Source organism: Microbulbifer sp. MCCC 1A16149 (assembly GCF_050368945.1).
Taxonomy (GTDB): Bacteria; Pseudomonadota; Gammaproteobacteria; order Pseudomonadales; family Cellvibrionaceae; genus Microbulbifer.
In genome coordinates this window covers 3529344-3548665 of sequence record NZ_CP185959.1, presented here as the reverse complement: position 1 = coordinate 3548665, position 19322 = coordinate 3529344, and the positions used below count along the sequence as shown (strand labels likewise).

The 19322-nt window shown below is 54.5% G+C and carries 18 protein-coding genes; 5 read left to right on the top strand and 13 right to left on the bottom strand.

Going from position 1 to position 19322, the window contains the following annotated elements:
• The first annotated feature begins 18 nt into the window (after nucleotides 1-18).
• Nucleotides 19-825, top strand: coding sequence for an FTR1 family protein (locus ACONT6_RS14790; RefSeq protein WP_428819206.1), 807 nt, complete (start codon nucleotides 19-21; stop codon nucleotides 823-825).
• Nucleotides 782-1540 (top strand): hypothetical protein, encoded by a 759-nt coding sequence (locus ACONT6_RS14785; RefSeq protein WP_428819205.1) that lies wholly within the window; start codon nucleotides 782-784, stop codon nucleotides 1538-1540. Before ACONT6_RS14790 ends, ACONT6_RS14785 begins: the two co-directional genes overlap by 44 nt.
• A gap of 56 nt (nucleotides 1541-1596) precedes the next feature.
• On the opposite strand, the gene ACONT6_RS14780 is transcribed toward ACONT6_RS14785, so the two are convergent.
• From ACONT6_RS14780 to ACONT6_RS14770, 3 genes are read right to left on the bottom strand one after another with little or no spacing between them, the layout of a single operon-like run.
• On the bottom strand, nucleotides 1597-3540 hold the full coding sequence (locus ACONT6_RS14780; protein WP_428819204.1) for an alpha-amylase family protein: 1944 nt from the start codon (nucleotides 3538-3540) through the stop codon (nucleotides 1597-1599).
• Nucleotides 3541-3575: 35 nt separating this feature from the next.
• Nucleotides 3576-6035: a TIM-barrel domain-containing protein gene (locus ACONT6_RS14775; protein WP_428819203.1), complete on the bottom strand. Its 2460-nt coding sequence runs from the start codon at nucleotides 6033-6035 to the stop codon at nucleotides 3576-3578.
• A 20-nt stretch (nucleotides 6036-6055) separates the two neighbouring features.
• Nucleotides 6056-7930 (bottom strand): glycoside hydrolase family 13 protein, encoded by a 1875-nt coding sequence (locus ACONT6_RS14770; protein WP_428819202.1) that lies wholly within the window; start codon nucleotides 7928-7930, stop codon nucleotides 6056-6058.
• Between the two features lie 282 nt (nucleotides 7931-8212).
• Here ACONT6_RS14770 and ACONT6_RS14765 point away from each other — a divergent pair, with 282 nt between their 5' ends.
• Together ACONT6_RS14765 and ACONT6_RS14760 are read left to right on the top strand one after the other, a co-directional pair.
• A complete protein-coding gene (locus ACONT6_RS14765; RefSeq protein ID WP_428819201.1) occupies nucleotides 8213-10480 on the top strand; it encodes an alpha-amylase family glycosyl hydrolase in 2268 nt (755 codons plus the stop codon).
• Between the two features lie 177 nt (nucleotides 10481-10657).
• Nucleotides 10658-11752: a glutathione S-transferase family protein gene (locus ACONT6_RS14760; protein WP_428819200.1), complete on the top strand. Its 1095-nt coding sequence runs from the start codon at nucleotides 10658-10660 to the stop codon at nucleotides 11750-11752.
• A gap of 74 nt (nucleotides 11753-11826) precedes the next feature.
• Here the strand turns inward: ACONT6_RS14760 and ACONT6_RS14755 are convergent, their stop codons facing one another.
• From ACONT6_RS14755 to ACONT6_RS14740, 4 genes are all read right to left on the bottom strand, one after another.
• Complete coding sequence (locus tag ACONT6_RS14755) at nucleotides 11827-12231, bottom strand: hypothetical protein (RefSeq protein ID WP_428819199.1); 405 nt, start codon at nucleotides 12229-12231, stop codon at nucleotides 11827-11829.
• Nucleotides 12232-12275: 44 nt separating this feature from the next.
• Nucleotides 12276-12554 (bottom strand): hypothetical protein, encoded by a 279-nt coding sequence (locus ACONT6_RS14750; protein ID WP_428819198.1) that lies wholly within the window; start codon nucleotides 12552-12554, stop codon nucleotides 12276-12278.
• Between the two features lie 39 nt (nucleotides 12555-12593).
• Nucleotides 12594-13067 carry a GNAT family N-acetyltransferase gene (locus ACONT6_RS14745; protein WP_428819197.1) on the bottom strand — a complete coding sequence of 158 codons (474 nt, stop codon included), beginning with the start codon at nucleotides 13065-13067 and terminating at the stop codon, nucleotides 12594-12596.
• A 63-nt stretch (nucleotides 13068-13130) separates the two neighbouring features.
• Nucleotides 13131-13340 (bottom strand): DUF2986 domain-containing protein, encoded by a 210-nt coding sequence (locus ACONT6_RS14740; RefSeq protein ID WP_428819196.1) that lies wholly within the window; start codon nucleotides 13338-13340, stop codon nucleotides 13131-13133.
• Nucleotides 13341-13433: 93 nt separating this feature from the next.
• Between ACONT6_RS14740 and ACONT6_RS14735 the strand changes: the two genes are divergently transcribed.
• Complete coding sequence (locus ACONT6_RS14735) at nucleotides 13434-14138, top strand: MnmC family methyltransferase (protein WP_428819195.1); 705 nt, start codon at nucleotides 13434-13436, stop codon at nucleotides 14136-14138.
• A gap of 16 nt (nucleotides 14139-14154) precedes the next feature.
• Here ACONT6_RS14735 and ACONT6_RS14730 read toward each other — a convergent pair whose 3' ends face one another.
• From ACONT6_RS14730 to ACONT6_RS14705, 6 genes are all read right to left on the bottom strand, one after another.
• Nucleotides 14155-15009, bottom strand: coding sequence for an aldo/keto reductase (locus tag ACONT6_RS14730; RefSeq protein WP_428819194.1), 855 nt, complete (start codon nucleotides 15007-15009; stop codon nucleotides 14155-14157).
• A gap of 722 nt (nucleotides 15010-15731) precedes the next feature.
• A complete protein-coding gene (locus ACONT6_RS14725; RefSeq protein WP_428819193.1) occupies nucleotides 15732-15953 on the bottom strand; it encodes a GDCCVxC domain-containing (seleno)protein in 222 nt (73 codons plus the stop codon).
• 162 nt (nucleotides 15954-16115) lie between these two features.
• Nucleotides 16116-16631, bottom strand: coding sequence for a hypothetical protein (locus ACONT6_RS14720; RefSeq protein WP_428819192.1), 516 nt, complete (start codon nucleotides 16629-16631; stop codon nucleotides 16116-16118).
• 142 nt (nucleotides 16632-16773) lie between these two features.
• Complete coding sequence (locus ACONT6_RS14715; protein ID WP_428819191.1) at nucleotides 16774-17157, bottom strand: energy transducer TonB; 384 nt, start codon at nucleotides 17155-17157, stop codon at nucleotides 16774-16776.
• Between the two features lie 530 nt (nucleotides 17158-17687).
• On the bottom strand, nucleotides 17688-18137 hold the full coding sequence (locus tag ACONT6_RS14710; RefSeq protein WP_428819190.1) for a hypothetical protein: 450 nt from the start codon (nucleotides 18135-18137) through the stop codon (nucleotides 17688-17690).
• 723 nt (nucleotides 18138-18860) lie between these two features.
• Nucleotides 18861-19289, bottom strand: a complete 429-nt coding sequence (locus ACONT6_RS14705; RefSeq protein WP_428819189.1) for a DUF4265 domain-containing protein — start codon at nucleotides 19287-19289, stop codon at nucleotides 18861-18863.
• Nucleotides 19290-19322 lie beyond the last annotated feature (33 nt).

Below are 19322 nucleotides of genomic sequence, written 5' to 3'. Positions count from 1 at the left end.
TAGCGTCGGATTACCGTCATGTTATTGACCAGTGTCATCATTATTCTGCGGGAAGTGCTCGAAGCGGCGCTGCTGCTGACCATCCTGCTCGCCATGAGCCGATTCATCGGACTGAATACGCGCTGGTTTCTGCTCGCGCTCGCCCTGGGCGGCCTCGGTTCCATAGTCTACGGGAATAACCTGGCGGCGATTTCCAACGCATTCGACGGCACCGGGCAGGAACTGCTGAATGCCTGCCTGCATATTCTTATCTATGCCCTGTTGCTGATCAGCACCTCGTTGATGGTGATTAATTACTATCGCCCAGGATGCCGGCTGTCACTGCTGAAGTGGTGCATGCTGCTGGCGGTGATGAGTTCGATATTGCGCGAGGGGGCGGAGATTTATATTTACCTGTACACCTTTCATACCCAGCCAGAGTTGTTTGGCAGTGTATTGAAAGGGGCTCTGATCGGCGCGGGTATCGGTTTTAGTATTGGTGCCCTGCTGTACTACCTGCTACTGGCACTGCCGGAGCGTCACACTCTGCTGATCACCTGTATTCTGCTCACGATCGTCGCCGGCGGTATGTGTTCACAGGCGGTGCAGCTATTAATACAGATTGACTGGCTGCCGTCCCAGATGCCGCTTTGGGACACCTCGGCACTGCTGCGGGAGGATTCCTTGCTGGGGCAGCTGTTGTATGCGCTGATGAGTTACGAGGCGTCGCCAACGCCGCTTGAAGTGTTTCTTTATGCTATGAGTTTGGCGGTTATGGCGCTGACACTCGGATTTACCCATTATGTTTATCGATCGCACGCCCATGTTCCCGCCGTTGCCCACTAAGGCCTGGTTTGCCCCGCTGACTCTGGCAGCTGCCGCGACTGTCACACCGCTTGTGGCGCATGCGGATGGCCAGGTGGTGGACCGCGTTTACGACCCTTACGTGCAGCCGCTGGAAAAAGAACTCGAATGGCGTACCTCCGCCATTCCCGGAAAGGACAAAACCTGGGGTGGGGAGCAGATACATCACCTGGGACTTGGCCGCAGTTTTTCCGACCGCTGGTTCGGCGAGGTCTACCTGATCGGCGCGCGGGACTCCGAGCGGGACCTGAAACTGGAGGCGATCGAGCTGGAGGCCAAATATCAGCTCACCGAGCAGGGCGAGTACGCCGCAGACTGGGGACTGTTGTTCGAGCTGGAGCACGAACGCGAAGAAAATGTGTGGGAGGCGGCAGCAACGCTGATCAGTAGCCGGGAGTGGGGGCGCTGGACCGGCACGGCCAATCTCTCCGCTCTCTACGAATGGGGCGACGACTTCAAAAACGAGTGGGAATCGGAACTGCGTATGCAGGCGCGCTACCGCTGGTTACCGCATTTTGAACCCGGGGTGGAATTCTACGCGGGGCAGGATTATCGCGGCATAGGGCCGATTGTTCGCGGGGAAAAGAAGCTCCCAGGAGCGAGCAAGCTGATGTGGGAATTCGGGGTGATCCAGGGACTGACCAGTGACAGCCCCGACCAGACAATCCGTCTGCTGTTGGAGTATGAATTTTTCTGAGCCGGATGCCGGTGGTGACCCACCGGCGTCCACTCAGATAAACCCCAAGTACTGGATCAGTTGTCCAGCTGCAGGATTACACTGTCCTGGGGCATCAGCTCCAGCGTGATCGCGCCTTCGCCACCCTCTACCTTCAGCGCTGCATCAACATTGCCTGCGAGCTGTTCCTGCAACGGGTACTGGCCGTCTTTCAGGTTCCATTGTTGCACCAGCTCTGCCGGCAGCTTCAGCGTCAGCTTCCGTTCTGCATCGGCAAAATTGGCAGCCACCACCAGTCGCTCATTACCGGCCCAACGGGCAAAGGCAAACTGTCTGTCACCATAGCCTTCAGACTGGGTACGATTGAACTTGTGCAGGTCCAGGTACTCACCTTGCAGTGCCTTGCTCTCGCTGGAGAACTGCATCAGGCGCTGGTAGAAATCGCGCAGCTGCTGTTCGCTCTCGCTCAGGTTCTCGCCGTTAAAGGCGCCTTCGTTGTTCCAGCGGCGAATGGTAGGTACCGACCAGTAATCAAAAATGGTGGTGCGACTGGCCTTGCCGAAACCCGCATCGTCGGCGCCGGGCTCACCCAGTTCCTGGCCGAAGTAGACCAGCGTAGGCGCACCGCTGATAGTGGCGGACACCACCATCGCGGGCTTGCCAGCCGCGGCGCTGCCGGCAAATTCCGGACTGGCGATACGCTGCTCGTCGTGGTTTTCCAGGAAGCGCAGCATATTGTCTTCAATACCCTGCAGGCTGTGCTGAATATCCACCAGCGGGTCGGTACCGGCCTTGCCTTCCATGACCGCACGGATGGCATCGTAGGTACCTACCTTATCGTACAGGTAATCCATCTTGCCCAGGTGGATGTAATCCCGGTACAGATCAGGCTGATAGATTTCCGCCAGTAACAGTGCGTCAGGCTTCTGCATTTTGATACTGGAGTTCAGGTAACTCCAGAATTCCACCGGCACCATGCCGGACATATCGTAGCGGAAACCGTCGACACCAAAGGCGAGCCAGTAATCCGTAATCTCGCGGAATTTCTCCCAGCTACTGGGGACGTCTTTATCCGCCCAGAAGGCCGCGTGTGCGCGGAAATCTTTCTGGGCGTAGTCCTGCGGCAGTTCCGCAAAATCGTGAGAGCCATCCGGGCGCACGCCGAAGTTGATCTTCACCGTTTCGTACCAGTCGCCCTGGGCCGGTTGCGGGGCGCGACTGCCATTGCCGGTCCACTTTGCCGGTACTTCCTTGAATTCACCGTCTACCAGTGGGTGACTCTCACCATTCAGCGGCTGGTAGCCGTCTTCCGCCACCGGCACCTGGAAGGGTTCGCCGGGCACATAGTAAAAATTGTTGTCGCGGGCGTAGGCCACGCTGGTGTCATCATCCGCGCCGAAGTCGCGCACGCCCTCTGGCTTGGCCAGGGAGTGGTAATTGCGCGCAACATGGTTGGGGACGATATCAATGATGACCTTGAGACCCGCGTCGTGGGAGCGTTCGATCAGCGCCTCGAATTCCTGCAGGCGCTTGCCCGGATCTTCGGCAAGATCCGGATTTACCGAGTAGTAATCCTTGACCGCATAGGGAGAACCGGCGCGGCCCTTGATTACATCCGGATCGTCGTTGGCGATACCAAACTCGGTGTAGTCACGCACTACCGCATGATGCAACGCGCCGGTATACCAGATGTAGTTGGCTCCTAATTCGCGAATTTCCCGCAGCGCATTCGGCGTGAAGTCGCTGAATTTACCGACCCCGTTTTCCTCGATGGTACCCCAGGGCTTGTTGGTGGTATTGGTATTGCCGAACAGGCGTGGCAGTACCTGGTAAATCACCGGCTTGCCGAAGGTTTCTACCGGGGAAGGCAGCACGGTTGCTGCCTGTACGGCTTCCTGTGTGTTTTCCTGCACGCTTTCCTGAATCCGGGTGGTCTGTGCATCGGCAGCTTTATTGTCGCAGCCGCTCAGCAGCGCAGTGGCGATGGAAGAAGCCAGTAGCAGTCGGGTAAATGTTTTCATAACAGCCAATAATTCCGTTCGTTATTTCTATTCCCTTACAGGGATACAGCGAGCTTCAGGTCTTGTTTGCCCCAGGCGAATTTCACCTGCAGGGTGTTGCTGCGCTTGTCGTAGTAGGCAGTGTTGGTGGTGAGTTGGTTTTCCTTGCGCACCAGCGGAATAGACTCACCGCCGAGGGTGATGGACGCCGGCGCCTGTTGCCAGTTGTGCAGCACCAGCTCGATGGCGCGGGTTTCCGGCGCACCGGTATAGCCGTCGCCGCTGCGGCTGAAGGCGAAGTTCAGGGCGTTGTCTCCGCGCGCGCTGGTAAAGGCGAGCTGTTCGTACAGGCCCTTGGCGAAGGCATCGGCAGTCACGCCGTCGTCCTCGTACACAGAGCCGCTAGACGCACTGACAGATGCATCAGCGTAGTAGTCCAGGCGCAGGTGCTCGCTGGAGTATTCACGGGTGTTGCGCACATCCTTGATGGTCGGGATAAACGCACCGGCGCGCACCAGGACGGGAATGGTGTCGAGTTCCACTTCCACTTCCGCGCTGTCTCCGCGGTAGGCTTCATCGGTCCAGTAATCGAACCAGACGCCGCCGGGGAGCTGTACTTCCACCTCGTCGATGTTTTCCTCGGTCACCGGTGCCACCAGGAAGTCGTTACCCCAGAGGTAGGCGTCCTTGTTGTCCATCAGCGCCAGGTCGGATTCGTTTTCAAAAAACAGCGGGCGCATCAGCGGCATGCCGGTCTGGCTGTTCTCGAAGGCGAGGGTGTAGTTGTAGGGCAGCAGGCGATAACGCAGTTTCACGTACTCGCGCAGAATATTGCGGGTCTTGCGGTCGTGGAATACCGGCTCCGGGGCAATGTGATCCTGCGCGTGCGGGCGGTACACCGGCTGGAACACGCCGTATTGCAGCCAGCGGATATACAGCTCGCGGTTAAACTTCTCGCCGCCGGCAAAACCGCCGAGATCGGAGTGGGTATAGCCAAAGCCCAGCAGACCCATCTGCAGTGACAGTTCCACCTGTGGTTTGAGGCCACCCCAGCTGCGATCCACATCGCCGGTCCAGGGGATCATGCCAAAGCGCTGGGAGCCGGGGAAACCGGCGCGCATCATGATGAACGGACGCTCTTCCGGACTTGCGGCTTTTTCATTGTCGAACAACATCTGCGCCCAGCGGTGTCCGTAGGCATTGTGGATTTCATCTGCCATACCGACGGCATGCACGGTATCGGACGGGTGTACTTCCGGCTCGCCCAGGTCGCCCCACCAGCCGGCTACGCCCTGTTCCTTCAGATCGCTGTAAACGTTCCAGAACCAGTCGCGTCCGTCTTCGGAGAACACATCGATGAGGCCGGTATTACCGAAGTAAAACTCGAACTGCTTGGGCTCACCCGCAATATTTTTCGCCAGCGCGTTGCTGGCTACTGCGTTGTCCCAGCGCTCGGAAGTGGAAAGAACGAAGGGTTCGGTGACCAGAATGGTGTTGATGCCCTGTTTATCCAGATCCGCCATCATGTCCACCGGCGTGGGGAAGGTGTTCTTGTCCCACGCCAGGTTGCCCATATGCCCTTTGATGTCCGGGCCGAACCAGAACAGGTCCAGTACCACCGCGTCCAGCGGGAAATCTTCCTCGCGGAATTTCTCCACCACATCGCGCACTTCCTGCTCCGAGCGGTAACCGAAGCGGGAAGCAAAATTGCCCAGTGCCCAGCGCGGCGGCATGGGCTGGTGGCCGGTCACATCCACGTAGTTTTCGATCAGCTGTGGATAAGATGCGCCGGCAACCACGATATAGGCGCTGCGCCCGGCCACTGCTTCAAACTGCATGACGTCGCTTTCACTGGCACCCAGGTCCATGGTGCCGGTCGCGCTGTTGTCGAACAGCAGGATGTATTTGTTGCTGCTCATCACCGCCGGCAGGCCGAAATACATCTGTTCCGATTCGGTGGTGTAGCCGTAGTGGGCCTTGTTGTACAGCGGCAGGCGATGGCCGCGGCGGTCCATGCCCAGCACGCGCTGGCCGCCGCCGATCAGTTTCTCGTTTTCCTGCAGGGCAAAGCGAAAACCGCGCATGGTCTGGTTGGCGAAGAAGCCGTGTTCTTCCGCCAGCAGCGGCTTGTCGTTGCGCAGGTATTCGATGGCAAACGGTGACTTGTGGATAACCGCGGTGAGGTCACCGAGTGCATAGCGCAGGGTCTCCTGGGAAACGCTCAGTTGTACCTGAACATCGGCCTCGAGTTGCGCTCGTGCGAAGGAGGGCAGTTGCTTCATGCCCTCGCGCTGGTAGTGCACTTCCAGCGCACCGCTATTCAGCGGCGTCAGGGTGACCTGGCTGTCGCTGGTTTCGATCACCAGTTTGTCGCCGAACAACTGGTGGTTCTGGTAGCTGCGTGCTGTCTCGGCAAAGGCCGGTTGCAGGGCGGTAGCCAGCAGGGTGGGCAGCAGGGTCGCCAGCCCGAATTTCTTAAACAGCCTTTTGGGCTTGAGGGATTTCACGTCTTTCATCGTCGCTTGCTTCTGTTTTTTTAGAATACTTCGGCAACCAGTACATCGCTGGGCGCGATCACCAGTTCGTTTAGTGGCGAGGATTTGCCATTGGTAATACTGGTAGCTGTGGATTTGGTTTCGAGCATTTCCGCCAGGTGCGCCACCGGTAGTTCGCGTGGACGGTCACTCTTGTTGATCGCCACCATCACCGTGTCTTTTTCGCTGTAGCGGAAGTACACATAGAGGCCATCGATCGGTGCAAAGTGCTTGAGCTTGCCGTTGTGGATAACGTCCTTGTCCTTGCGCCAGTTGAACAGGGTGCGCACAAACTGTTGCGCCTGTTGCTGTTGCGGGTTGAGGTTCTTGCCGGTAAACCCGTTGATCTTGTCGCCTTCCCAGCCGCCGGGGAAGTCGCTGCGCACCACACCGTCGTCGCGGTGCTTGGGACTTTTCGCCAGGATCTCATCGCCGTAGTAAAACTGGGGGATACCGCGCATGGTGGCGAGGTAGGCGATGGCCATGCGGAACTTGCCAATGTTTTCATCCAGCTGGCTGTACAGGCGGCTCATATCGTGATTGCCTCCGAGGATCACCAGGTTGTTCGGGTTGGGGTACAGCAGATCGTTGGCCAGGGACTCGTATAGGGTTACCAGGCCTGTACTCCAGGTCTCCGGTTTTTCGAGCCCGTCGCGCAGTCCGTAGAGCAACGGGAAATCCATCATGCTCGGCATATACGAGATATAGCCGTTGCGGTTTTTGTTTCCCGCCTGCCAGTAAGCCACCAGTGCCGCCTGCCGGGTCCACTCTTCGCCGACGAGATTGAAGTTGGGGTATTCCTGCATCAGGCGCCCGGACCAGCGGGTAAGGAAGTCCGCGTCGGAATAGGCATAGGTGTCCACGCGAATACCGGACAGGTCGGCGTACTCCACCCACCAGATGGCATTCTGGATCAGGTAATTCGCCATGCGTGGATTGCGCTGATTGGGATCTGGCATAGAGTCGGTAAACCAGCCATCGGTAAACAACGCGTGATCCCGGTGACTGGCATAAGGGTCCATATGTACGGTGCGGGCGTGGTTGGTGTACTCGTAGTCGCCTTTTGCGGTGCCGTCACCATTCAGCCAGTCGCTGCCGGGCAGGTCCTGCAGCCACCAGTGCCCGTCGCCGATATGGTTGGGCACCATGTCCTGGATCACGCCGATGCCTTTTTCTTTCGCTGCAGCCACGAATGCGCGGAAGCTTTCGTTACTGCCGTAGCGGGAGTCGATGCGATAGAAGTCAGTGGCAGAGTAGCCGTGATAGGAATAGGCGGGCTGGTCATTTTCGATCAGCGGATTCGGCCAGATCTGGGTAAAGCCCATGTCCGCCACATAGTCCAGGTGTTGCCGCATCCCGGCGATATCACCACCGTGTCGGCCGTTGGGGTCGTCGCGGTCGGGGCCTTCCTGGGTGTCGGCGGTGCTGTCATTGCCGGTATCGCCGTTGGCGAAGCGGTCCGGGGTAATCAGGTAGATGACGTCGCTGCTGTCGAAGCCCTGGCGGTTGGCGGAGTCGGGGCGGCGTTTCTTCAGATCGTAGCGGAGCACCTGCTGCCAGTCGCCCTTGCGCAGCTGGATCTGTAGTTCGCCGGGCTCGGTGCCCTTTGCTACCGCCAGATTGATAAACAGGTAATTGGGGTTCGCTTCCCGCTCGGTGCCGGTAACGGCCACGCCGGGGTAATCGAGGTGTACCTCCGCCTCCGCGAGATCCTCCCCGTGCAGCATCAGTTGCAGCCGGGATTCCGCCATGTCGGTCCACCAGAAGGGCGGTTCCACACGCTCGACGCGCGCATCGGCCTTATTGGCGGCCACAGAAAGGGGGAGGAGCAGCGTAAACAGCAAGCTGGCAACCAAGCAGTTTGGGGACTTTGTCATCGCGGGCACCTGTGTTGGCTCAGCCTGTTGGCGATTGTTGTGCGGCTAGTGTCTGGCTAGACCCGTACTTTTTTTCACCATTGTGCCGTCTTGTTCGCAATCTGTTATCCCCCTCCCGGCAGGGGGAGTTCCCGCCCGGGCCCGTGAAACGGCCTGGCGCAATATTCCTCCACGCCCCGGCCGGGGAGGAGGTCAACCATCCCCGTATTTCCGACCATGCGATCAGAGCCTTCTAGCAGGCTCGCCAACTCACAGAAAAATAATCCACAAGAGATGATGAAAATGTTGAGAGAAACACTAGCCCTCGCGGGCCTGTTGCTCTGTGCGAGCGCGACCGCTCAGGCGGAATGGTACCTGCGCGGTACCCACAACAACTGGCAGGCGGACCAGATGCAGAATCTGGGCAGCAACACCATGTTGGCGGACGATGTGGTTTTCACCAGTGCCGGCGAGATCAAGTTTGACCGCTGGGGCGACTGGAGCGAAAACTACGGGGCGAATGGCCAGCAAAGCGGCAACAATATTGCCGTCCCCGCCGGAACCTGGGATATCAAGTTCTACACGGATACCAAGGACTACCACATCCTGCCCGCTGAAGACCCGGAAACCCCGGATGCCACCCTGCACCTGCGCGGTACCCACAACGGCTGGGCCGCCGGCGACCTGCTGGCCCGCATTGGCGAGACCGATGAATACGATGCCTGCCGCAACTTCACCAGCGGCGACGGCAACGGTGGCCCGCGCTTCAAGATCGACCCCAGTGGCAGCTGGTCCGGTGGCGAGTTCCCGGCGCAGGATCAGGCCGCCAGCGGCTGGACCTACATCGTTGCCGACGGCGCGAACAACACCCTGGTGAGTGTCACCACCGATTTGGGCGAAAACTGCGGTGCAGTTGAGCCGGACTCTGACAACGACGGCGTGCCGGATAGCCAGGACAACTGCCCCAACACCCCGGCGGGTACTGCGGTGGATGCCAACGGCTGTGAAACCACCCAGCCCGGGTTGACCGACTTCCGCAACCGCAGCATGTACTTTGTATTCGTCGATCGATTCCACAATGGCGACACCAGCAACGATAATGGCAACAACGCTGCGGCCACCTCTACCACCCAATCCGCCGGCGGCCTGTCCGAGTGGAAAAAATACTGGGGTGGCGATATCCAGGGCCTGATCGACAAGCTTGATTACCTGGAAGCCCTCGGCGTAACCGCCATCTGGGTTACCCCGCTGAATGACAATATCGATAACTCCGGATCAGACGGTGCCTACCACGGTTACTGGGGGCGCGACTTCTACGAAGTGGATGAGCACCTGGGAGACTGGGCCCTGATCGATCAGCTGGATGCGGCAATGGAAGCCCGCGGCATGAAGCTGGTGCTGGATATCGCGCTGAACCACTCCAACCAGGACGACCAGTACGAGTTCGGCGCACTCTACAAAGAGGGTACCTTCATCACCGACGTGAATCAGGACAACGGCACCTGGTATCACCACAACGGCGCCATTGCCGACTGTGGCGACGCCGACCCTTCCACTACCTGTGGCAGCGAGTGGGATGACCCCTGGTCTTTCCGCAACAAGACCCTGTTTAACCTCACCGACTTCAACCACGGTGTCAGTGGCAACAGCAGCGCGGACCAGTACCTGATCGACGCGGCACTCAAGTGGATGAGCCACGGCGTGGACGCCTTCCGTATCGATGCCATCAAGCATATCGAGCCGAGCTTTATCAACCGCTTCAGCAGTGCAGTGCGCGCGCAGAACCCGGATGTGTATATCTTCGGTGAGTGGTATGGCGCCGGTGCCGGTGAGAGCCTGTCCATGCAGTTCCTGAATGAAGGGCGCGGTTCCGAGCTGCTGGACTTCCAGCTGCGCAATCATATCGAGCAGGCCATTGCCGGCGATATCACCATGACCCAGCTGAACACCCACATTGAATCCCGCCCCGGGGCGATGAACAATCGCGATAGCTGGCAGCCGATCTTCCTGGACAACCACGATGCCACCCGCACCAGTGTATTCCTGCAGACCACCGGTCCGGTGGACAACGGCCGCACCGGTAAAGGTTTCTCCAAGACACTGGCGGACGCGCGCCAGAACCTGGGGATGGCACTGGTCATGACCCTGCCGGGCATCCCCACCATCTACTACGGCAGCGAGCAGAACAGCACCTGGTTTACCGCCAACGGCGATGGCCAGGTAGGGCATGACCCGTACAACCGCGAAGGGATGCCCTCGTTCAGCGAAACCACGGAAGCCTTCCAGCTGATCAGTGCGCTTGCCGAACTGCGCGCACAGAGCCCGGCACTGGCATCCGGCAGTTACACCCAGCGCTGGGTCAACGGGGATATTCTGGTATTCGAGCGCACCTCAGGCAGCGATGTGGTGATGGTAGCGGTCAACCGCGGCGGCAGCACCTCGATCAATGTGAGCAACCTGGATCTGGCCGACGGGCAGTACAGCAGCCTGGTGGGCAGTGATTCAGTGAACGTCAGCGGCGGTTCCGCGGTACTGAACCTGGACGCCAATGAAGTGATCGTGTTGCATTAATGTAATTGTTCACCAAACGCTAAAAGCCCCGGGTCTCTGCCCGGGGCTTTTTGGTGGATGTGACGCAGGCCAGCACCCTGAAGAAACGGTCAGGCGATGTGGCGCTAAACGGTATTGTTGTTAAATAGGCGGCCTTCTAACATTCTTGCGAGAATAAAGAATAGTCAGGGGCGCCGCATGATTTCACATCAGCTTATTGGCGCGGAGGTTTCTCTTTATACGGGAAAGCTTCGTTGCTACCTGAAATACAAGAACATTCCTTTTGATGAGGTCACCGCCTCACGGGAAGTATTTCAAAATGTCATCATTCCGCGTACCGGTGTGCGTTATATCCCGGTACTGATTAGTGATGACGATAAAGCGATTCAGGATACCACCGAGATAATTGACTTTCTGGAAAGGCGATATCCAGAGGCCAGTATCTATCCCAGTACACCGAAGCAAAATCTAGTCTCACTCTTGCTCGAAACCTATGGCGATGAATGGCTCGTTATTCCGGCGATGCATTACCGCTGGAACATCGACGAAAATCGCAATTTCGCTATCGGCGAGTTCGGTCGCACATCGGCACCGCACGCCAACAAAGAAGAGCAGGTGGCCATTGGCCAGCAGACCGCCAAGCCGTTCGCTGGTGCGCTGCCTATGCTGGGGGTGAAAGACGATACCTTACCCGCCATCGAAAAAAGCTACCTGGGCCTGCTGGCGGATCTGGATCGCCATTTTGCCCAATACTCCTTTCTGCTCGGTAGCCGCCCCAGTATCGGAGACTTCGGCCTGATCGGCCCCCTGTACGCGCACCTGTATCGCGATCCCTATTCCGGGCGGTTGATGGAAGCGCAGGCGCCCAATGTAGTTGCCTGGGTCAGGCGTATGATCGAACCCGCACCGCTATCCGGTGAGTTTTTAGCGGATGACGAAGTGCCCGACACCCTGTACCCGGTTTTGCAACGCATGCTGGAGGAGCAGGGTCCGGTTATTCGGCAGACCATGGAACAGGTCGGTAACTGGCAGGGCGGTGATCAGATCGATAGGGCAATCGGTGAAGTCGGGTTTACCATCGAGGGCGTCAGCGGAACGCGCCTGACGTTTCCCTATATGCAATGGATGTGGCAGCGCTGCTGTGATTTTTACGCCAGCCTGGAAGGGGAGGAAAAGCGCAGGGTGAGCGGTATGCTGGATGTAATAAACGGACTGGAGGAATTGCTCGAGCAGCCCGTAGCACGGCGCATTCACCGCATTGAAAATAAAATGCGTGTGGATAAAGCGCAATAGCTCGTGCCCCGCCGTACGGGGCACAGTTTAATTACCTGCGCAGCATCAGCGGTTGGTGGCCCCTGCGAATCGGGTCATTCGACCTTTTGCCATACTTCGTATTCAACCCGCTTGCCATTGTCCCAACGGGCGTTGTACCAGTACTCCCCTTCTACCCTGGCATCAAACGCGAATATCGCGCCGGGTTTCTCGCCAAAGGAATTGAGCTGTAGCTTCTCGACGTACTTGCCGTCCTCGAACTCATAAGACCCACTGCCCGAAGCCCAGAAAGTGTCTCCCTTCATGGAGGTGAAACTGAAGTGGGTATCGGAAATGATTTTCAGGGACTGCATATTGAGTGACTGGTAACTGATCAAGTCACCTTCACCATTGATGTACTCGCCGGATTTCAGCTTCCACACCCCCTTGAGATCCATTGATGATGCCAGGGCCATGGGAGATACCAGGAATAGGCAAGCGAGAACAGCGGTTAATTTCATCGAATAATCCATTATGTCGTTATTACGGCGTGCTTCAGGTGGAATCAAGCAGGATCCTGCTTTTCAGTCAGTATCCGCTCGGTCCTCTGTCTGAATCCCTCTTCAAATGCCACCAGGGCGGCGAGAAGGGCCGACAGTATAAAGCCTGATATAGGAACACCAATAAACCAGATGAAATAAAGAACTGGGTATCCGATGAACGGGCTGAAGATTGTGCCCAACAGAATCACGATAAAAGCCAGCATCGAGAAGAAACACAGGATTCTGGCAAATGAGAGCACTATGGATAGATGCTTGCTTTGTATATTTCTGAATGGGTCCATTCAACTCCTCCTTGAGTTTTATTTTCCTTGGCGCTTCTGCTATCCATCCTTTTCCGATAGCGCCAGCAGCATGATATCTACCTGTTGGCCTTTATAGGACTGCCTTCTCAATAATGTCCAGCCAAGCGCCTCGTAATAATCGCGGCTGCTGGGTGTGAACAGATAAAGCTGGTCCAGCGAATTGCGGCGAGCGAAGGCGATCAAGTGCTGGATCAGCTGTTTGCCAACGCCCTGCTGCCGGTAGTCCGGGTGTACGTATAGATTGGCCAGCCACGGGGCCCACGGCTCGTCGATATCCATATCATGCGATAACAGGCTGATTGAGCCAACCACGTTGCCGTCTACTTGTGCGATAAATGTGGATGGCACGGTTCCCTGCGTCGTCGACGCCGCCAACTCTGCCTGGAAATCTTCCAGTGTCTCTTCGGGGTAAAGGGTGTGCCATTCGTCGAAGTGCCATCGAGCCAGAGTCCCAATGGCCTCCGGAACATCTGCCAGGTTGATAATCTGCATAGGTGTTCGCTGTATTCTTATGGTGCTGGTGTCACGGTCCTAAAGAGGGCCTGTAGCCGCAGGTTACTCCCCCGCTTGTTGTTCCTGCTTTGCACGTTCTGCCTTGGATACATAGCGGGGTTTGCTATTGGAGTTGAGCTTGTCGTTGGCCTTCTTGGCCTTCTTGGCCTTCTTCTTCAGGATCTGGTTGACTTTCTTCCTGCGGTTCATGGGATTCTCGGTGGGGTTGCGGGCATATGTGGTCACCATAGCTGGTCTGGCGAATGTGTGCATATTAACGTCACCGGCATGGCGAACCAACGTGTGCTACATTGCGCGCGCAGTCCGCATCCCCAATTACCCCCCAGACGTGAGTGAGCTCTCCCCATGAAGCCCTGGATCGAACTCGGTACCGCCCAGATTCCCAACGACGGCGGGGTGCTCACGTTGCGCCAGCGCGACCAGGAATTCTCCATCTCCCTGTCCGGTCCCCGCGGCGAACTGATGAACAGTCGCCGGTTCAACAGCGAGCAGCAGCTCTCGGTGTTGGGCTGTGCCCATCTGAAGAACCGGGATAACGCCCGCGTACTGGTGGGCGGTATGGGTATGGGCTATACACTGGCGGCAGCCCTTGAGGCAGTGTCATCCAACGCCGAGGTCATGGTCGCCGATCTGATTCCCGAGGTGGTGGAGTGGAACCGCGGACCGCTGGGGGACTGTGCCGGGCGGCCCCTGGATGATGTTCGGGTAAGCGTACATATCGGCGACGTGGCTGAGCTGCTGACGAAGGGTGACGCTCGCTATGACGCCGTGCTCCTGGATGTGGACAATGGTCCAGAGGGGCTGACACACAGTGACAACAACTGGCTGTATTCGGTCGAGGGGACCAGCAGCATTTTCAGTAGTCTGGCGCCGGGTGGTGTTCTGGCGGTGTGGTCGGCGGGGCCCGACTCCATGTACGTCGGCCGTCTAAAGAAGGCAGGCTTTCAGGTAAAGGTAGAGACAGTGCGCGAGCGCCCCGGTAAGGGGGCGCGGCACACTATTTTTGTGGCGAAGAAAATGGCCGCACGGCGCGCGAGAAAATCTCGTTAAACCTGGGCCGCGAACATTACTGGAAAACCGGGAAGACGCCCGCTTCGCCGTAATGTTCGATGGTCTTCATACTTTTCAGCACTTCCATGTCTTCGTCGCTAATAACGAAATCCACTTCCGCGTTGTTTTGCATGTGTACCGGATTCCCTGTTTTGGGAAGCGGTAGCAGGCCAAGCTGCAGATTGTAGCGAATACACAACTGTGCGATGGAAACATCATACTTGCTCGCCATATCTACCAGTTCGCTGTTCTTGAACAGCTCGCCGTGGCCCATTGGCGAGAACGCCTCCACAAGCATCCCCTTGTCCTGAGAATACTGGATCAGATCCCAGGGGGTGTTGCTCACGTGTGCCAGAATCTGGTTTACCACTGGCTTCACAGAGCAGGATGCCAGAATGTTATCGATGTCGGGCTGAGTGAAGTTGGAAACGCCGATTGCACGAAGCTTACCTGCGTTGTGGGCTTCCTCCAGCGCGCGCCAGGCTTCCCGGTTGCCCTCAAAGAAGCGCTTCTCGCTACCGTAGCTACCCCAGGGTTGTGGGCTGTGGATAATCATCAGGTCGATGTAGTCCAGCCCCATGCGCGCCAGCGAGCCGTCGATGGCCTCAACCGTACCCTTGTAATCCTTGTACTGTGCTGCCAGCTTGCTGGTAAGAAACATCTCGTCGCGGGGTACACCAGAAGACAGGATACCGGCTGCGACTTCCGCCTCGTTACCGTAATCCTGCGCGGTATCGATATGCCGGTAGCCAATTCGGGCAGCTTCCTTGACCGCCTGTTCGGCAGCATTGCCTTCAATCATCCAGGTGCCAAGTCCGAGCTTGGGAATTTTGATGCCATTAGAGAGGGTATACGTATCTTGCAGAACCATAACCGTTGTCCTCTTAAGTGTTGTTGAGTATATCCAGCTGCCCATAGAGACAACCCGGAGAGGCGGGCGTAATTTAGACTCCTTGAGCCGTTCACATCCCGACACCTGTTTTCCATGCCGTTAATACTAAGTGCTTGCCGGATAATAGCGTTTGCCTGATTGAGGCTGAGTCTTGCCTGATCCTATCTGGCTACATGAAAGTGCGTGGATGGCGGCATGCGAAACAAGTAGAAGATCGATATGTTGAGCGCACTTTTTACGAGAAATTTAGCCTAAATGTGGCGAAAATAGAGAGTTATCAGGTTAAAGATTGGCTCTGACGGAAGTGGCCAAAATTGCCTGAATAGTCAGGGCCTCCCTGATTCCGCAATTGCTGTTGGGCGAGAGGCGTAGAGCGCCAGAGTTTTGAGCCCTGGCTTGGCTGGAAGGAATTCGCGATACCCCGCTCACTGGTCGGGAAGATCATTGCACAACTGGCAGGCAATTCTTTTTTTATAGTTGCGTATACGTACAACCAGGAAAATGGTTGAACTGATCAACGCCCAAAGCACGCCAAACTCCAGGGAGTACTCGAGTTCCCTACCTTTCAAAAACTGCACGCCTGCGAACAGCGTGAACAGTACAGCAAGCATGACCAGGTATTGAAAAATCCATTTCCGAATGGGCACTGGCGTATCTCCCTTGTGTAGCAAATAGCATCAATTATTGATGAGCTAGCTTGGTTAAGTGCCGTTCCCACAACAGTTCTCCCCCTGCTGGATCGGAGGGCACTTGATGGTGCCAAACGAGCAGAAAACACAGCAATCACCAGGCTTTGGTTTTAGCAGAGTGTGGCAATTCTCGCACTCATAAAAGAAGATGCAACAATCTGTCGGCATGATTTCCATCTTCTGGTGGTGGCATTCAGGACAAGTGATCGTTGACTCGAGAATTATGTCTGCCATATTCCTATCACTACTTTCTAGCTCCTAGATGTGGGGCCCGGTATAAAGACACATGACCCGGAATTTTTCTGTCTTGACTTACTAACTGTCTTCGGTGAATTGGAATAATAGAGAGTGCCTACGCAGCGAAGTGGCGCAGAATCATTACATTTATATACTTGTTCATTGTGCAAATGCCTGTTCAGAAATCACTGAGCAGGCTTCTGTTGGTTGGGTTTCATTTGACCGCTTTACAATCCAGCAATCACCATAAATTGAGCAATAACAAATTTCGATTTGTATTTTTTTATCTAAAGTCAGAACGTCACTAATTAGTTCTCCCTTGTACTTCACGGGATTCACAGTTTGTCCTGATGGTAATGTAATGTTGCTGAAGTGGGACTGAGAAATATTTTTGAACTCCGGCAATTCATCCCACTTTTTTAAAAATTGATTCCCTGAACTTACTTTTGCATATTCTATAATCGCCGGGCCGGTGCCTCTATTTGAAACTCCGTAGCTGAAACCTTCATTGTTGTAGCTTCTGAAAATTTCAACTCTTGGCCAGACCGATGCTTTCGCATATGCGCGATCGATGTACGCAGAATAAATAGAAATGGCCGCAGTGACTAAGCCAATAAATAACGCTGTTAGTGCAACAAGCATTTCTGGGTTTTTATACCATTTTTCTTTTTGCATCCACTTACTCCCTTAAAACGAGTGATGCCTAAATTGGCTGGTGCTGCAGTCAGGTCGAATTTTTTGTGTGCGTTTTGCACGAAATGTGGAGCGCAGCCGCCGATAAAAACGTGAACAAAGCAAGACGCCGGCTGAATTTATATCAACCAAATTTAAATTTAATCGTTTGAATGACATACACAGGAGTTCGTTTAGTGTTGTCTTTTGACGGAACATACTTTTGTTTCGTACTTGCAACTAGTGCACTTTGATCCCAGGCTCCCTCTGGAAACGACTCTATGATCTCTGGGTTATATACATCACCTTTTGAATCAATAAGAAAACGTACCTTTACAACCCCTTGTGTACCAGGCGCTGGTACTACGCGAGGCGAAATGCTAAATCTAATAGATTTACTTTCATTAACCCAGTAGTGATCCAGTTTATCAATCCCTATCTCTACTGGGTCCGAGGTCAAGTATTTTTCAGATGTTGAAGCGCATGAAGCAATCGCAATTGACATGATGACGATTAATATAATTTTCATAGTACGTCCGTTATTGTTGGATTTCGAATACATGGCGCCCGCAGCAGGAGCAAATTTCTTTAGGCGCGCTTTGCGCAAAAGTAAGAGCGAAGCGACCTGTACAAAATGTAAATGAGCTAAGACGTTCCACGGAGGCCCGAATTAATATGCCTGCGTTTTTTATATGGGAGTTAACTACTCACTTGCTTTGGTTTTAAGTTGGTTAGTACTGCCAAGTAAAGCCAGCCACCGACCCAGCTCAAACCTAAAACTAGAGCAACCGCTGAGCAGGCTACGGCTGAACGTCCTTGCTTCTTCGCAACCCAAAATGCCAGCAATGCCGGAATAATGGAAGTGAAGATCAGTATGTAGGGGGTGAGCCCAATATTTATATTCATAAATTACTCAAAGTATACTTTTCTTCGAAAACGAATGGATTCATATAACGCGCACAGCAGGAGCGGCTTACCTTGTGCGAGTCATGCACAATAAAGGGGCGCAGCGACCGCAAATAAAGTGCACAAATTTGGCCGTCGGCCTGTACTGTCTTGTTAGGCATATTTGCCCTCCACGAAGTATGTTGCCAAAAGTGTACTACTGATAAAAAGTATATTTACTGATGCACGAAAAAGCCACGGATATGAGCGATAAGAAATAGAAAAATACTTGGAAAGTACAACAGCAATACCCATAAGGCCAAACCATGGAGTGAAAAATATAATCATTTTCCATTTAACGAGAGATACCGCTAAATCATGGATCGCACCACTAACAAGAAACGTAAAAACGACCGCTAGCCAACTCGGCAGAAATAAACCCAGCGGTTTCATGATGTTTCGAGACAAATAGTAGCCCCATATCGGATTCCAATAATGCCAAAAGATCGGGAATGAACCCGCCCCAAGAGAGCGATACAACATATTTCTCATGGAATGGTTTGCACCTAGCGCAACACCATTTCGTTTCTTAACGTACTGCGATAATGAAATCTTATCTTGCATGATATTTTTGAATGCTGGTCTTACACACAAAAAATAGACTCTATAATTATGCGAATTTTGCGCGAAAATTGGTAGCGAAAGAGCAAAAGGTGCATAAAGTTAGCTGTCGCCTGCAGCGCCTTTTTAGGAGGAAATTGCACGCTGATGCCTCTTCTTTAGATCTTTGAATAAGCGTGTCTCCGTAAACCTTGAGGACGGAGATGAGGCTACACGGAAAGTAAGACATTTACCTACGATGCTCATTGATTGGAGGTGGACTCTAACTAGTCCCTTAAAATTTGCATATGGATGGTCAATTTTCTTGATTTCAGAAAAGTACACCTTTTGTTCAGATTTTCCTTTTTTAAATAAAAGATGGTCTCCAAAATCCAAGACCTCGTCGAAAACGCTCCATACAGTGTTATAAAAAAAGACTAAACCAAAAGCGAGCATTACTGATATTGAAGCCACAGTGAGTAATGAAAAGTCACCGAGTGAAATGGCCAGTAAAGACATACAGAGGACACCACCTATCCAGAATTTTACAAACTGTCTGTCAAATCCTCGACTCGGTGCCGAAATACGCTGCATCACTGGGAAAGCCTCCTAACGCCCGCAACAGGGGGGCAATGCTATGCACATGTTGTGCGAAACTGGGAGCGTAGCGCGCCGCACAAAATGTGCATGGCGTTGGGCGTCCCGCGGAGGCCCGTAGCAAACTGCTTGCGTTTTTTAGAAGTGACGTCAATCAAGGCGCCATACTGGAAACGCGAAATTTATTCCCTTTTCTTCGAATTTATCTATTACTTCATTTAACTGATCCACATCGACCTCAGGAGGTGCGTCAATAGCTGCTAGTGAATACTGAGAGAATTCCTCATAACTACATCCGAGCGCCTTAACTATGTCGACAAACTCTGTAATGTCTAAATCAATATTATTCATTAACCAGATGACAGAGTGCCCAGACTCCTTGACAATTTCAAACTCAAATACATGATCGTTAACTGGGTCAGGTATTGCATGAAAAATATCTTCAGCTGCAATATTCGCTATAAAGAAAGGCACATTCTTTAACTGGAAATTTTCCCCAACCTTTTCACACCAGACACCTTCCACTCCAACAGGAGGCCATCCATCTTCGACTTCCAGTGCGAACAAAACTTTTTCCATGCGCTTACTCTTATGTGCTTCTAACGCCCACAG

Bases quoted from the DNA above. Each gene is read 5' to 3' on its own strand.
- ACONT6_RS14790 (WP_428819206.1), top strand. From the start codon at position 19: ATGTTATTGACCAGTGTCATCATTATTCTGCGGGAAGTGCTCGAAGCG.
- ACONT6_RS14785 (WP_428819205.1), top strand. From the start codon at position 782: ATGTTTATCGATCGCACGCCCATGTTCCCGCCGTTGCCCACTAAGGCC.
- ACONT6_RS14780 (WP_428819204.1), bottom strand. From the start codon at position 3,540: ATGAAAACATTTACCCGACTGCTACTGGCTTCTTCCATCGCCACTGCG.
- ACONT6_RS14775 (WP_428819203.1), bottom strand. From the start codon at position 6,035: ATGAAAGACGTGAAATCCCTCAAGCCCAAAAGGCTGTTTAAGAAATTC.
- ACONT6_RS14770 (WP_428819202.1), bottom strand. From the start codon at position 7,930: ATGACAAAGTCCCCAAACTGCTTGGTTGCCAGCTTGCTGTTTACGCTG.
- ACONT6_RS14765 (WP_428819201.1), top strand. From the start codon at position 8,213: ATGTTGAGAGAAACACTAGCCCTCGCGGGCCTGTTGCTCTGTGCGAGC.
- ACONT6_RS14760 (WP_428819200.1), top strand. From the start codon at position 10,658: ATGATTTCACATCAGCTTATTGGCGCGGAGGTTTCTCTTTATACGGGA.
- ACONT6_RS14755 (WP_428819199.1), bottom strand. From the start codon at position 12,231: ATGAAATTAACCGCTGTTCTCGCTTGCCTATTCCTGGTATCTCCCATG.
- ACONT6_RS14750 (WP_428819198.1), bottom strand. From the start codon at position 12,554: ATGGACCCATTCAGAAATATACAAAGCAAGCATCTATCCATAGTGCTC.
- ACONT6_RS14745 (WP_428819197.1), bottom strand. From the start codon at position 13,067: ATGCAGATTATCAACCTGGCAGATGTTCCGGAGGCCATTGGGACTCTG.
- ACONT6_RS14740 (WP_428819196.1), bottom strand. From the start codon at position 13,340: ATGCACACATTCGCCAGACCAGCTATGGTGACCACATATGCCCGCAAC.
- ACONT6_RS14735 (WP_428819195.1), top strand. From the start codon at position 13,434: ATGAAGCCCTGGATCGAACTCGGTACCGCCCAGATTCCCAACGACGGC.
- ACONT6_RS14730 (WP_428819194.1), bottom strand. From the start codon at position 15,009: ATGGTTCTGCAAGATACGTATACCCTCTCTAATGGCATCAAAATTCCC.
- ACONT6_RS14725 (WP_428819193.1), bottom strand. From the start codon at position 15,953: ATGGCAGACATAATTCTCGAGTCAACGATCACTTGTCCTGAATGCCAC.
- ACONT6_RS14720 (WP_428819192.1), bottom strand. From the start codon at position 16,631: ATGCAAAAAGAAAAATGGTATAAAAACCCAGAAATGCTTGTTGCACTA.
- ACONT6_RS14715 (WP_428819191.1), bottom strand. From the start codon at position 17,157: ATGAAAATTATATTAATCGTCATCATGTCAATTGCGATTGCTTCATGC.
- ACONT6_RS14710 (WP_428819190.1), bottom strand. From the start codon at position 18,137: ATGCAAGATAAGATTTCATTATCGCAGTACGTTAAGAAACGAAATGGT.
- ACONT6_RS14705 (WP_428819189.1), bottom strand. From the start codon at position 19,289: ATGGAAAAAGTTTTGTTCGCACTGGAAGTCGAAGATGGATGGCCTCCT.